Origin of the sequence: Aquimarina sp. EL_43, assembly GCF_943422735.1 — a bacterium.
Lineage (GTDB): Bacteria > Bacteroidota > Bacteroidia > Flavobacteriales > Flavobacteriaceae > Aquimarina > Aquimarina megaterium.
The window spans coordinates 5,782,572-5,796,568 of sequence record NZ_CALSBR010000001.1 but is presented as its reverse complement, the minus strand read 5'-3'; the positions used below and the strand labels follow the sequence as shown (position 1 = coordinate 5,796,568).

Sequence of the window (13,997 nt, the reverse complement as noted above, 5' to 3'; positions counted from 1 at the left end):
GTTTTTGCTTTTATATATTTATGGTAAAACAAATAACTATATGAAAGTAAAACTATTTTTAATTTTCGTTTTTGTAAGTCATTTTTTTTATGCTCAGGTCGATAGGAATTCTATATTAGGATTGCCTAATGTTACTACTGTTCAAATGAATGGTATTGCAACTCCTAATGAAGGGTCGATAGTGTATAACACTACAGATGATAAGATATATTACTGGGATGGAACAAGATGGGTTGCTGCAAATGAATCAGCATCAGACGGAGATGTAAAGTTTAGCGTTGCTACTGCAGATCATAGCGGGTGGTATATTTTAGATGGTCGTAGTATTGCAACACTTTCGGCTACGGCTCAAGCAGTTGCTACTAGTTTAGGGTTTACCACAAACTTACCCAATGCAACAGATAGAGTCTTAAAACATCCCGCAGGAGGAGAGAATATAGGGGATACAGGAGGACAAGCGAATACAACCTTAGTCCAGGCAAATTTACCTAATGTTAATTTTACGGGTACAACAAATACTAGAGGGAATCATAGGCATGGTTTTGCTGGTTTCTTTTCTAATCAACGTGTACAAAATGGTGTAGATGCAAATAGAAGAATTTTATTGGCCGGAGGAAATACAAATACTAGTAATGCCGGAAATCACAATCATAATGTAACACTAAATAGTGGAGGAGCAAATCAATCTTTTGATCGCTATCAACCTTATCTGGTAATTAATACTTTTATCTATTTAGGAAATTAATGCTATAGATATAAAAAATAAGAGCGGCTGTATATTTTTACAGCCGCTCTTATTTTTTATAATGTTTTTTTTACCTGTGTATGGTTTGCGTTCTATCTGGTCCTACAGAAACAATTGTAATAGGTGTTTCTAATTCTTTTTCTAAAAACGAGATATATTCATTTAACTCTTTAGGTAATTGAGAAGGATCGGTCATTCCTGTAAGATCTTCGGACCAACCTTTCATCTCGGTATAGATAGGAGTCACATTTTCAGGTTCTATATTGTATGGTAAATGAGTGATTGTTTTACCCTGGTATTTATAAGCTGTACATATTTTTAAGGTATTAAACCCACTTAGTACGTCGCCTTTCATCATCATTAATTTTGTAACACCATTTACATGTACTGCATATTTTAGTGCTACAAGGTCTAGCCATCCACATCTTCTTGGTCTACCTGTTGTAGCCCCAAATTCATGACCAACTTGTGCCATTGTCTCTCCATCTTTATCAAATAATTCGGTAGGAAATGGTCCACTACCAACTCGAGTTGTGTATGCTTTAAATATACCAAAAACATCTTTGATCTTATTTGGTGCAATACCCAAACCGGTACATGCTCCTGCTGCTGTAGTATTTGATGATGTTACAAAAGGGTATGTGCCAAAATCGATATCTAATAAAGACCCTTGTGCACCTTCTGCCAAAATTGTTTTTCCTTCTTTTTGGGCTTGATGAAGATATTCTTCGCTATCAATAAAAGTAAGTGTTTTTAAAACTTTAATCGCTTCAAAGAATTCATTCTCTAGCTCTTCCAGATTGTATTCTATTTTTGAATCATAAAAATCAATCATTGCTTCATGCTTATTGGCTAAAGCACGGTAGCGTTCTTTCCAGTCATTTAATTCTAAATCTCCAACTCGAATACCATTTCTACCGGTTTTGTCCATATATGTAGGGCCAATTCCTTTTAGAGTAGAACCAATTTTTGCTTTTCCTTTAGAAGCTTCAGAAGCAGCATCCAGAATCCTATGCGTAGGAAGAATTAGATGGGCTTTTCTAGAAATCAATAATTTGGATTTGTAATCTAAATTAAATTTATTAAGATTATCCAATTCTTTTTTGAAAATCACAGGGTCTATTACGACACCATTTCCAACTAGATTTATGGCTTTATCATGAAAAATTCCGCTAGGAATAGTATGTAACACATGTTTGATTCCATCAAATTCTAAAGTGTGACCGGCATTAGGACCACCTTGAAATCGTGCAATAATATTATAATCTTTTGTAAGAACGTCTACAATTTTTCCTTTCCCTTCGTCTCCCCACTGAAGACCAAGTAATAAGTTTACCGCCATTAGTTATCTTTATTAGTTGGGTTTTTTTTAGTTCCGTAGAAATACAAAGAATGATTTGTAATATCTACGTCAAAAATTTCTTCGATTGTTTTTTTTATAGATTGAATTCTAGGATCACAAAATTCTAATACATCCCCGGTATCAGTTAAAATTAAGTGATCATGTTGTCTGTCGAAATATGATTTTTCGTATTGAGCCTGATTTTGTCCGAATTGATGTTTTCTAACCAATTTACATTCTAATAAAAGCTCTATAGTATTATAAAGTGTGGCACGGCTTACCCTATAATTTTTGTTTTTCATTTTGATATATAATGATTCGATATCAAAATGCTCATCACTTTCGTAAATCTCTTGAAGTATAGCGTATCTTTCGGGTGTTTTTCTATGACCATTTTCTTCTAAGAAACTGGTGAAAACATTTTTAACGATAACTTGATCGTTTTGTGTAGTTGCTTTAGTACTCATACGTTTAAAAACGCAAAGTTACATTATTTTTTATTAGTGAGACTCTGATTTAAAAACGATTATTTAAGGTTTTTTAAAATTAGTTGATTTGAACCGATTTGACCATAAAAAAGAATCTTTGTAAAATAGTATGATTCTTAATTCATAATTCATTTTTGAGCAAAAAAACAAGTTTTTATTCTCTTACAACTTTATCAATACCACTTATTTTTGAAAGGTTTTTCATAACCGTTTTTAAAGTGTTTTTATTTTTGACACCTACAGTTATTTTACCAGTAAAAACGCCGTCATTAGTGTCAAAATTCATATTATATATTGCAAGACTCATATTGTTTGAGATAATTTGTGTTACCTCATTTACTACACCAATATTATCAATACCATTTAGTCTTATTACAGCTTTGAATTCTTCCTGGCTAGAATCAATCCATTTCGCAGGAATAATACGATACGCATAGTTGCTTTGTAGCTGTAGCGAATTTGGGCAATTGTTTTTATGTACTTTTATACCTTCATTAACTGTTATAAAACCAAAAACATCATCTCCAGGAATAGGATTACAACAATTAGATAATTTGTATTCTAGTTTTTCTGAATCTTTTCCAAAAACTAGCAGATCGTATTTCGATGTAATTTCCTCCTTATTAACATCTTTAATATTACCTCTTCGAATTCTATTTTTAATAAAATTCATAAAGACATTACTTCGAGTGGTAGCGAACTCTTTGATTTTTTGATTGTCAATAGTTCCTATACCTACTCTGTAGAATAGATCCAAACTTGTTTTAAGTTTAAAATAGAGTACAAGTTCATTAACTACTTTTTCACTCATTGTTATTTTCTGAGAGCGAAGTTTACGTTTTAAAACGACTTTTCCGTCTTCGGCAATTTGTTTTTTCTCGTCTCGTAAAGCAGATTTAATTTTGGATCTTGCTCTTGCTGTAGTAGCATAATCCAACCAGCTAGAAGAAGGTTTTGATTTGGTCGAGGTAATGATTTCTACCTGATCGCCACTTTTAAGCTCATGGCTTAGAGGTACTAATTTACCATTTACTCGAGCTCCTCTTGTTCTTAATCCAACCTCGGTATGTACACTAAAACCAAAATCAAGTGCAGTTGCTCCTTTTGGTAATGATTTTAAATCCCCCTCTGGCGTAAAGACAAATATTTCTTTTGCATAAAGGTTTAATTTAAATTCTTCTACAAAATCTACAGCATTTGTTTCAGAATTTTCTAATGCCTCCTGCAATCGATTAAGCCATCCATCTAATCCTTGATCTTGTTTTTCTTCAGTATTCTTGTACTTATAATGTGCTGCATATCCTTTTTCTGCAATTTCATGCATACGCTCACTACGAATTTGTACTTCTACCCATTTGCTGTCTGGGCCAATAACAGTAATATGTAAGGCTTCGTAGCCAGTAGACTTGGGTTGAGAGATCCAATCTCTTAGGCGAATAGGGTTTGGTCTATAGTAATCGGTTACTACAGTATATATTTTCCAGGCAATAAACTTTTCATTCTCTATATTATCAGACTTGTATATTATTCGTATGGCAAATTTGTCATACACTTCGTCAAATGAGATGTTTTGCTTTACCATTTTTCTACGAATCGAAAAAATGGATTTAGGCCTTCCTTTTATTTCATAATTTAATCCTTCTCTATCAAGACCTTCTCTAATCTGATCAGAGAATTTTTTGATATACTCATCTTGCTCTTCCTTACTTTCTTTAATTTTTTCGAGAATATCTTTATATACTTCGGGTTCGGTATATTTCAATCCCAGATCTTCTAATTCTGTTTTGATATTATATAAGCCAATTCGATGAGCCAGAGGGGCGTATATATACAAAGTTTCGGATGCAATCTTTACCTGCTTATCTGGTCTCATAGCATCCATCGTTTGCATATTATGCAAGCGATCTGCAATTTTAATGATAATAACCCTTACATCATCATTAAGGGTAAGAAGCATTTTTCTGAAATTCTCGGCTTGTAGAGAAATATCTCTATCTTTTTTTAGAGAAGAAATTTTAGTAAGGCCATCTACAATACGAGCTACTGTTTCACCAAACATTTGCTCAATATCTACCAGAGTATATTCTGTGTCTTCTACAACATCATGAAGTAATGCTGCAGCAATTGATGTAGCATCCAGTCCAATTTCACTAGCTACAATTTTTGCTACCGCAATAGGATGAAAAATATAAGCTTCACCACTTTTACGACGTTGATCTTTATGGGCATCAACAGCAATATCAAACGCCTGTCGTATAAGTATCTTATCCTCTTTTGTAAGATCTCTATAACTAATACGAAGCAATTCTTTGTATTGCTTAGCAATCTGTTTATTTTCTTTATCTATAGCAGCTTCAGTCATAACATAAAGTTTTTTAAGAAAGCCCTATTAAGTATCGCGTGTGATATCCCCTACGTAATATTAACCGACAAAATTGTGCCTTGAGATTAATGATTATATTATATTTTTTGTCATTAATAATTAAAAATACAATTAAGAAATGTAACCACCAAGTCTTGAGTAAGGGATTTATTTTCTAAGATTTTTAATTCTTTGTAAAAGAGTAGGATGCGAGTAATGAATAAATACCATAGCAGGATGAGGGGTTAAATTGCTAAGGTTGTTTTTTGAAAGTTTTTTTAAACTATTAATTAAAGCTTCATTATCATAAGTTTCTTTTGCATAGTTATCTGCCTGATACTCGAAAGCTCTAGAAACTATATTCATTATTAATCCGGTTATTTCTGAAATCGGACTATATAAAATACCAAAAGCTATAAGTCCAATATGAAACGAAGGAGTTGCTACTCCCAGTGCCTCAGATAGAAGCGGATTTGCAATAAAAAGCGATAAAAACCATAATGTTAACCCGGTAAGTGCAATAGATAAGAACAAATTAACGATCACATGCCTTTTTTTATAATGCCCGACTTCGTGCGCTAATACAGCCACAATCTCTTCGTTATCAAGATCATTAATCAATGTGTCATAAAGAGTGATCCTTTTTTCGCTGCCAAAACCAGAGAAGTAAGCATTTGCTTTGGTACTTCTTTTAGAACCATCAATAACAAAAATATCTTTTAACTGAAAACCAACTTTCTTAGAATAAGCTTCAATAGTATTTCTAAGTTCTCCTGGTTCTAAAGGGGTTTGTTTATTAAAGATAGGAACTATAAGCTTTGCATAGAACATATTCATAGCCAATGTAAATATAGATACTAATGTCCAGGCATACACCCAAAAAGAGTTTCCTGTAATTTGATAAAACCATATAATCAATGCCAAAAGTCCTCCTCCGACAATTATCATCATTATGATGCTCTTTATTTTATCAATAAAAAAGGTTTTTATAGTGGTTTTATTGAAACCAAATTTTTCTTCAATAACAAAAATTTTATAGTAAGTAGCAGGAGTAGAGAGAATATCACTACCAATCATTATAATTCCAAAAAAAATAAGACCAATTATAATTGAATTATTTGAAATACTCCTTGATATATTATCTACTATAGCAAATCCATCTAAAAAGAAAAATAGAAGCATGATACATAACGAGATAGTAGAGGATACCAATTTAAATTTGAAATTAGCCTTTTTATATGCTATGGATTTTTGATATTCTTCTTCGGGATAAACATCTATAAGCTCTTCGGGAATCTGATTGTTATAGTGTCTAGAGTTAAGGATGTCTAATAGAGAATCTATTAGAAATACAATAATGATAATAGCTATTAATAAATAAAAAAGGGAATTGGGGGTCATTGGTTTAGAGCAATTAGTAGTTTAAAGATTTGGGATATGTAGGAAACGGTAAGGTAATGATTTTTAATTGATTTTTAGTACTATTTTTAATCTTTTAGCCTGTAAACCCTCGTTGGCGTTTTGCTTCAAAAATGAGAATTCCAGCAGCAACCGAAACATTCATTGAGTCGATTACACCGCTCATTGGTATTTTAATATTTTGAGTTGCACTTTCTAAAAAAACATCACTTAATCCTGTAGCTTCGGTACCAACCACTATAGCAGTGGGTCTGGTATAATCCTGAGTGTGATAATCTACAGATTTTTGTAATGCAGCACCATAGGTATTGATATTGTGTTTTTTTAAGAAATCTATAATAGCTGCAGAAGATCCGGTTGCAATGTTGTTGGTAAATATGCATCCAACGCTAGATCGTATGATGTTGGGGTTATATATATCAGTTTTTGGATTTGCAATAAAAACTGCATCTAATTGTGCAGCATCTGCGGTACGTAATAAAGCACCTATATTACCAGGTTTTTCAGGAGATTCAGCCACAAGAATTAAGGAGTTTTTTGATGATAAAGTGAAATTTTTGATATCATTATCTTTTGAAATAGCCACAGCTAAGACTCCTTCGGTTGTGGTTCTATAGGCCAGTTTTTGATAAATTTCTAAAGTAATCTCAAACAGTTCAATTTGATGTTGAGAAGAAGTAAGTAGTGCCGAAATTTCTTTAAGCGGAATAATAGAAGAACAATAATAAAGTTGAGTAATTGTATACTTTCCTTGTATAGCTAATGTAATTTCACGTTTACCTTCGATAATAAAACGTTTTTCTCTTTTGCGAACTCTTGATTTTTCTTTAAGCTGGTTAAGAAATTTTATTTTATCATTCTGAAGACTTTTTATCTGGTTTTGCATAAACGCAAAGATAATAATAGCGAATAGAAAAGTGTTTTCTTTTTTGTATATTTAAGAAGGAAAATCTTGTATGTACTGATTGATTTCTTTGATGATTTTGGAGTAGGATTGATTTAATTCTATAAAGTATTCTTTGAGTAGACTAAATTCTACCTTTTCTTTTGATGAATATTCTATTTTTTGTAGAATATCTGTTTCATTTTTTAAACCAATAGTTTTAAAACTGGATTTAAGTTTATGAGCAGTTTCTCGTGTAATATCCCAATTTTTTTCTTCGATAGCCTGTTTTAGTTTTTGGTAATCTTTTGGGGTTTCATCAATGAATATCTGTAAAACTCCTTGAATAATTTCGATGTCATTATCAAAAGTCTTTTTTAGAAAGGACAGGTCGCAAAATTTTTTAACTTCTAAAGATGTTGGTTTATCTGTACTAGCAGAAGTAGTGGTGTCGTTTTGTATATTTTTTGATAAGATACTTAATAGTATCTCTTCAAGAGCCTGTTCGCTTAATGGTTTGGTAAGATAAAAATTCATTCCTGACTCTATTGCTTTCTTTTTTGATTCTGGGAACACATCTGCCGAGCAAGCTATTATAGGTATTTTGTTAATCTTATTATCATCAGAGTTTCTTATGATTTCTGTAGTTTCGGGACCATCCATTACTGGCATATGCATATCCATAAGTATTAGATCATAGGTAAAGTTTTTAAGCTTTTCTAATGCAATCATTCCATTATCTGCAATATGTGCATCTATATGCCAATTAGAGAATAATTGTTTTATAAAAAATTGGTTCATTTTGTTGTCTTCAACTACCAGTACTTTCACTCCAGACAGGTTATGGTTATTTTCAGACATAGTAGTATGTTTCCTATCTATTTCTGTAGACCTGAAATTGCTTTTGGCATATGTAATAGAGAAATCAAAAGTTGATCCAGCTCCTGGTTTACTTTCGGCTTTAAGCACTCCTCCTTGTAGCTCTATAAGTTGTTTAGAGATTGAGAGGCCAAGCCCTGTTCCTTCGATCTTATTTTTTCCTGGCTTATGTACCTGATAAAAACTTTCGAAAATATTCTTAAGCTTATCTTCGGGGATACCAACTCCTGTGTCTTTTACAGAAAAATTAATAGTAATTCCTTTTTTACTTGATTTTTCTGTTTTTACTTGTATTGTTATCTCGCCGGTTTGGGTAAATTTTATTGCATTACCTATTAGGTTGATTAGAATTTGATTTAACCTAAGTTGATCCCCAATAATAAATTTAGGTACAGAAGGGTCAATAAGCATTGTGTATTTTAAGCCTTTTTCGTCTGCTTTTATTTTAAAACCACGTGAGATGTTAGTAATTAATTCTTTAAGACTAAAATCTGTATTGTGTAATGTGAGTTTTCCTGCTTCAATTTTAGAGAAATCAAGAATGTCGTTGATTAATATCAAAAGATTTTCGGCAGAAAACTGAATGCCATCCAAGTTTTTTTTATCTATATCGAGATTACTAAAATCACTCTTTTGTAAAATACCTGTAAGTCCCAAAATAACATTAAGAGGAGTCCTGATTTCGTGACTCATATTAGACAAAAAAACGGTCTTTGCTTTAGCAGATTTTTCTGCGATAACTTTAGCTTCTCTAATTTCATTATCAATAATCTTTCGATTGGTGATATCTCTAAAAAAACCATTGAAAAGATAATCATCTTTAGTTTCAATTGCAATAACAGTAAGCTCTATATATACAATAGAGCCATTTTTCCTGTTTACAGAGGTTTCTACTCTTTTATTGATCAGTTCATCATCTCCGGTTTGTATGTAATTACTAAAACTTCTTTTTAATTCTTGTCTAAGTTTATATGGGACTAATGAATAGATACTGTATCCAATCGTTTCCTCTCTTTTTAATTCTAGTATATTCTCTGCCTGTTTATTCCAATTCAATACAATTCCTTTGCTATTTACTAAGACCACACCATCCATTGCTGTTTCTAATATGGTTGTATTTAAATGTTCACTATATTTTAATTCTTCCTCGACTTTTTTTCTTTCTACAACTTCTTTGGTAAGTCTTTCGTTAATTTCTTCTAAACTATAAAGCTGTTTCTGCAGCATCTTATGCATTTGTTGTTTACTAGGGAAGTTGATCAGGTCTTTAGCAAGAATTTCTTCGGGAATTACATTTAACGTTGCAGTAAATGAGTCTAATAAATGATAAGATTGAAAATGTTTTTTATAAATAAGTAAATAGATATTGGTGATTGCATTTATACCTAAGCTATTTTTGATTTTAAGAAAAATCTGATTAGAAAAATCTAATAGATTTTTTCTCTCCTTGATTAGGTCAATAGTGCGAAAATTGTATGGTGTATCCAGGTATTTTTTGATATAAATAATTTTAGAATCATTATAGCTGCCAATAAGTTCTGAAGATTTCTCTAATACATTAGAGAGAAAAACTTTACACAAGATTAATTCTTGTTCTTTTAATGGGTCAAATATTAACTTGAAGGATGTGTGCTTGAATAGTGAATTATATCGTTCTATAATTTGATTACGTACAAATTGTCTACTAGGTCGTCGTATTGCATTTTTTTCTGTAATATATTCTTCTAGGAATAAGTATAGTTCTGGTAAAAACTCAATTTTTTTTACATAAGAAAATTCTCTAAAAGCTTTTACTTTTATTTTTAGATTAGAAGTGTTTTTGGATATATCAATCTCTTTCCAAAGAAAATCAATTAGATCAATAATTTCTTGCTCTTCTTGGCTTTTTTTGGGATTGGTTTTCTTGGCGGTCGTTATTCTTTTAAACCATTTTAAGATCATCTAGGGTCATATTTTGCTGGCTTTATATATTTTATAAAAGCCTAATGCCGATAAACCCCATGTAAGAATTAGTGCGATAAACCAAATGTAGTTACCCAAAGTATCTCCAAATATATTCTTGAAAATATTATAGCCAAAGATATGAGCAATTTGCATATGAAGATGTCCAAGAGCCATAACTACAAACCCCCAAGCAAGTAGTGTCATTCCTGATCCAAATTTCCCTCCTTTTAACTTTGTGGCCGTAAGAAAACTAAATATAAGTGCAATGGCCAGAAAAGGCATTTCTAAAAGACCAAAAATTTGTTCTGCTCCTAAATCGCGAGAGCTAGAATGCACACTATGATCTTGCGCTAATAATCCCTGACTTACTAAAAGTAATACTGATATAATCAAAAAGTGTTTTTTTTTTCATATCTATTCGGTTTTCTTAAAAGTAATGAAAAAATACCAATCCACATTCTTTTTGATGGATTAAATACTGTTTTTGACGATGAAATGCATTGCTTTGTAAATGTTAGAGATAAAAAAAATCCTGCTTCAAAAGCAGGATTTTTTATAAGTGAGATTGTATTGTTTTACTAAAAGAATTACTTTACTTTTTCTACAATTGCTTGAAAAGCTTCTGGGTTGTTCATCGCTAAATCGGCAAGAACCTTACGGTTTAATTCGATATTATTAGCTTTTACTTTTCCCATAAATTGAGAATAAGACATACCATGTAAACGGGCACCCGCATTAATACGAGTAATCCATAACGCACGGAAAGTTCTCTTTTTTGCTTTACGGTCTCTATACGAGTATTGCATCGCTTTATCAACCGCATTTTTTGCTACTGTCCAAACGTTTTTACGACGTCCGAAATAACCTTTTGCTTGCTTAAGAACCTTTTTTCTTCTAGCTCTTTTTGCAACAGAATTTACTGATCTTGGCATAATTTAAATTTTTTAGTAGTAGGCGGTCGGTAATCGACACTTGATCATTTAAATTTTATTTCTTAATTCGAAAATTAACAATCTAAAATTTTATAGGCCTAACTCCTGGGTTTATACTAATTCTAACCTGATTAAAAAAAATTACTTTAAACGTAATTGTTCTTTAATACTATTTTCATCGCTTTTATGCACTAATGTTGCGTGCGTTAAAGCAAGCTTACGTTTTTTAGATTTTTTTGTCAAAATATGACTCTTAAAAGCGTGCTTTCTTTTGATTTTACCAGTACCGGTAAGCTTAAAACGCTTTTTTGCACTGGATTTTGTTTTCATTTTAGGCATTGTATCCTTGTTTTTATAATCTCACTTATTATCTTAATAACTCCTTTTGACAAGAGTTTCTTATTTTTTTGGAGCGATAAACATAATCATTCGTTTACCTTCAAGTTTTGGCATTTGCTCTACTTTGCCATACTCTTCTAGTTCTTGTGCCAACCTAAGTAGTAGAATTTGACCTTGATCTTTGTATATGATTGAACGTCCTTTAAAAAAGACATAAGCTTTTAATTTGGCTCCTTCTGATAAAAACTTAATCGCATGCTTTTTCTTGAACTCATAATCATGCTCATCTGTGTTAGGACCAAATCTAATTTCTTTAATAACAACCTTAGTGGCCTTTGATTTTAAGGCTTTGTCTCTTTTCTTCTGTTCATAAAGGAATTTTTTATAATCCATTATCTTACAAACAGGAGGCACTGCTTTAGGCGAAATTTCTACAAGATCAAGTTCTTGCTCTTCAGCAAGTTGTAGCGCTTTTTTTTGTTGGGTAAACACCAACTTCTACGTTGTCACCTACAAGACGCACTTCATCAACACGAATTTTATGATTGATTCTGTGTGCATCTTCTTTGATTACTCTTAGTGGTTTTTGAGACCTTCTTCTTCTTATTGCTATGACTTAAAATTTTAAATTAAACTTAATTTATCGTTATCCATTAAACGGCTTTAGCGTTTTATTAATTTCTTCTTTTATTATTTTAGAAAACTCTTCAATTGATATAGCTCCTAAATCTTCACCACCATGTTTTCGAACAGATATGGTGTTGTCTCTCTCTTCTTGTTCCCCTACAATGATAATATAAGGAAATTTATTCATTTCTGCCTCTCTAATCTTTTTACCTATTGTTTCATTTCTATGATCAGCAAGGGCGCGAATTTCGTCATTTTCTAACAAATTTAAAACTTTTTCAGAGTATTTTTCATATTTCTCACTGATAGAGAGTATAATAGCTTGCTCTGGCATTAGCCACAGAGGGAAATTACCTCCTGTGTGTTCTAGCAAGATAGCAATAAATCTCTCCATACTACCAAAAGGAGCTCTATGAATCATTACAGGTCTGTGTAATTCGTTATCACTACCTTTATATGTAAGATCAAAACGCTCTGGGAGGTTATAATCTACCTGTATAGTTCCTAATTGCCAGTTTCTTCCTAATGCATCTTTTACCATAAAATCGAGCTTAGGACCATAAAAAGCAGCTTCTCCGCTTTCGATTATATAATTTAATCCTTTATCTTTTGCAGCATTTATAATAGCATTTTCTGCTTTTTCCCAATTTTCGACATCTCCAATATATTTATCTGGTTTTTCTAAATCTCTTACAGATACTTGAGCTGTAAAGTTTTCAAAACCTAAAGATCCAAAAACATATAAAACCAAATCAATTACTTTTTTAAACTCCAGATCTAATTGATCAGGAGTACAAAAAATATGAGCATCATCCTGAGTAAAACCTCTTACGCGAGTAAGCCCATGAAGTTCTCCGCTTTGTTCATACCTATATACAGTACCAAATTCAGCATATCGTATAGGTAGATCTCGATATGACCATGGTTCACTATTGTATATCTCACAGTGATGAGGACAATTCATTGGTTTTAGTAGGAATTCTTCACCTTCGGCAGGAGTATTGATAGGCTGGAAGCTATCTTCTCCGTATTTTGCATAATGACCAGAAGTAACATACAATTCTTTTTGACCAATATGTGGTGTGACTACCATTTCATAACCAGCTTTCTTTTGTGCTTTTTTCAAAAACTGTTCCAAACGATCACGCAAAGCAGCTCCTTTGGGAAGCCAAAGCGGTAATCCTTGACCTACCCTTTGAGAAAAAGTAAAAAGCCCAAGTTCTTTACCTAGCTTTCTGTGATCTCGTTTTTTTGCTTCTTCAAGTAATTCTAAATATTCTTTTAATTCTTTTTGCTTCGGAAAAGAAGTTCCGTAAACTCTTGTTAATTGTTTGTTGTTCTCATCACCACGCCAATATGCACCAGCAACACTCATGATTTTTACAGCTTTAATAAGCCCGGTATTAGGAATGTGCCCTCCTCGACATAAATCGGTAAAGGTGTCGTGGTCACAAAATGTTATTGTGCCATCTTCTAGGTTCTCAATTAATTCTACCTTATACTCATTATCTTCTTCTTTGTATTTAGCAAGAGCATCAGCTTTAGAAATAGATCTCATTTTAAAATCGTGCTTTCCTCTTGCAATTTCAAGCATTTTGTCTTCGATTGCTTTAAAATCTTTTTCAGAAATAACTTGATCTCCCAGATCTACATCATAATAGAACCCGTTATCTATAGCTGGGCCAATGGATAGCTTAACTCCGGGATATAATTCTTCAAGAGCTTGAGCAAGGACATGAGATGTAGAATGTCTAAATGCTGTTTTACCTTCATCATCTCTCCATGTAAACAAAACTAGGTTACCATCTGTGGTTAATTTTGTGGAGGTTTCGATAGTAGTTCCGTTAAATTTTGCAGAAATTACATTTCTGGCAAAACCTTCACTAATATCTTTTGCAACATCCATAGCAGTAACTTCGCTATTGTATTCTCTAATCGAACCGTCTGGTAACGTAATCTTGATCATCTTTTTCTAATTAAAGGGGCAAAGATAATACGATAATAAAATCCATACAATATATATAAGATATAATTTAG

11 protein-coding genes and 1 pseudogene are annotated in these 13,997 nt (G+C 32.1%); 1 reads left to right on the top strand and 11 read right to left on the bottom strand.

Annotation, left to right across the window (positions count from 1 at the left end):
- The first annotated feature begins 40 nt into the window (after window positions 1-40).
- Complete coding sequence (locus tag NNL09_RS24730; RefSeq protein WP_035096598.1) at window positions 41-745, top strand: hypothetical protein; 705 nt, start codon at window positions 41-43, stop codon at window positions 743-745.
- 70 nt (window positions 746-815) lie between these two features.
- On the opposite strand, the gene NNL09_RS24725 is transcribed toward NNL09_RS24730, so the two are convergent.
- From NNL09_RS24725 to thrS, 11 genes and pseudogenes are all read right to left on the bottom strand, one after another.
- The gene (locus tag NNL09_RS24725; RefSeq protein WP_025667290.1) at window positions 816-2,087 is read right to left on the bottom strand and encodes an adenylosuccinate synthase; all 1,272 of its coding nucleotides are present in this window, start codon (window positions 2,085-2,087) and stop codon (window positions 816-818) included.
- On the bottom strand, window positions 2,087-2,554 hold the full coding sequence (locus NNL09_RS24720; protein ID WP_025667291.1) for a Fur family transcriptional regulator: 468 nt from the start codon (window positions 2,552-2,554) through the stop codon (window positions 2,087-2,089). Before NNL09_RS24720 ends, NNL09_RS24725 begins: the two co-directional genes overlap by 1 nt.
- 175 nt (window positions 2,555-2,729) lie before the next feature.
- Window positions 2,730-4,937: a bifunctional (p)ppGpp synthetase/guanosine-3',5'-bis(diphosphate) 3'-pyrophosphohydrolase gene (locus NNL09_RS24715; RefSeq protein WP_025667292.1), complete on the bottom strand. Its 2,208-nt coding sequence runs from the start codon at window positions 4,935-4,937 to the stop codon at window positions 2,730-2,732.
- Window positions 4,938-5,105: 168 nt separating this feature from the next.
- Window positions 5,106-6,338 (bottom strand): M48 family metallopeptidase, encoded by a 1,233-nt coding sequence (locus tag NNL09_RS24710; RefSeq protein ID WP_025667293.1) that lies wholly within the window; start codon window positions 6,336-6,338, stop codon window positions 5,106-5,108.
- A gap of 94 nt (window positions 6,339-6,432) precedes the next feature.
- A complete protein-coding gene (locus NNL09_RS24705; RefSeq protein WP_025667294.1) occupies window positions 6,433-7,242 on the bottom strand; it encodes an RNA methyltransferase in 810 nt (269 codons plus the stop codon).
- A gap of 51 nt (window positions 7,243-7,293) precedes the next feature.
- Window positions 7,294-10,059: an ATP-binding protein gene (locus NNL09_RS24700; protein WP_196911179.1), complete on the bottom strand. Its 2,766-nt coding sequence runs from the start codon at window positions 10,057-10,059 to the stop codon at window positions 7,294-7,296.
- A 6-nt stretch (window positions 10,060-10,065) separates the two neighbouring features.
- Window positions 10,066-10,455, bottom strand: coding sequence for a hypothetical protein (locus NNL09_RS24695; RefSeq protein WP_254514280.1), 390 nt, complete (start codon window positions 10,453-10,455; stop codon window positions 10,066-10,068).
- Between the two features lie 194 nt (window positions 10,456-10,649).
- On the bottom strand, window positions 10,650-10,994 hold the full coding sequence (gene rplT, locus NNL09_RS24690) for a 50S ribosomal protein L20 (protein ID WP_025667297.1): 345 nt from the start codon (window positions 10,992-10,994) through the stop codon (window positions 10,650-10,652).
- 141 nt (window positions 10,995-11,135) lie between these two features.
- A complete protein-coding gene (gene rpmI / locus NNL09_RS24685) occupies window positions 11,136-11,333 on the bottom strand; it encodes a 50S ribosomal protein L35 (protein ID WP_024771193.1) in 198 nt (65 codons plus the stop codon).
- Between the two features lie 60 nt (window positions 11,334-11,393).
- Window positions 11,394-11,883, bottom strand: a pseudogene (gene infC, locus NNL09_RS24680) (translation initiation factor IF-3).
- 96 nt (window positions 11,884-11,979) lie between these two features.
- Window positions 11,980-13,926: a threonine--tRNA ligase gene (gene thrS / locus NNL09_RS24675; protein WP_196911177.1), complete on the bottom strand. Its 1,947-nt coding sequence runs from the start codon at window positions 13,924-13,926 to the stop codon at window positions 11,980-11,982.
- Between the last annotated feature and the right edge of the window lie 71 nt (window positions 13,927-13,997).

Bases quoted from the DNA above. Each gene is read 5' to 3' on its own strand.
- NNL09_RS24730 (WP_035096598.1), top strand. From the start codon at position 41: ATGAAAGTAAAACTATTTTTAATTTTCGTTTTTGTAAGTCATTTTTTT.
- NNL09_RS24725 (WP_025667290.1), bottom strand. From the start codon at position 2,087: ATGGCGGTAAACTTATTACTTGGTCTTCAGTGGGGAGACGAAGGGAAA.
- NNL09_RS24720 (WP_025667291.1), bottom strand. From the start codon at position 2,554: ATGAGTACTAAAGCAACTACACAAAACGATCAAGTTATCGTTAAAAAT.
- NNL09_RS24715 (WP_025667292.1), bottom strand. From the start codon at position 4,937: ATGACTGAAGCTGCTATAGATAAAGAAAATAAACAGATTGCTAAGCAA.
- NNL09_RS24710 (WP_025667293.1), bottom strand. From the start codon at position 6,338: ATGACCCCCAATTCCCTTTTTTATTTATTAATAGCTATTATCATTATT.
- NNL09_RS24705 (WP_025667294.1), bottom strand. From the start codon at position 7,242: ATGCAAAACCAGATAAAAAGTCTTCAGAATGATAAAATAAAATTTCTT.
- NNL09_RS24700 (WP_196911179.1), bottom strand. From the start codon at position 10,059: ATGATCTTAAAATGGTTTAAAAGAATAACGACCGCCAAGAAAACCAAT.
- rplT (WP_025667297.1), bottom strand. From the start codon at position 10,994: ATGCCAAGATCAGTAAATTCTGTTGCAAAAAGAGCTAGAAGAAAAAAG.
- rpmI (WP_024771193.1), bottom strand. From the start codon at position 11,333: ATGCCTAAAATGAAAACAAAATCCAGTGCAAAAAAGCGTTTTAAGCTT.
- thrS (WP_196911177.1), bottom strand. From the start codon at position 13,926: ATGATCAAGATTACGTTACCAGACGGTTCGATTAGAGAATACAATAGC.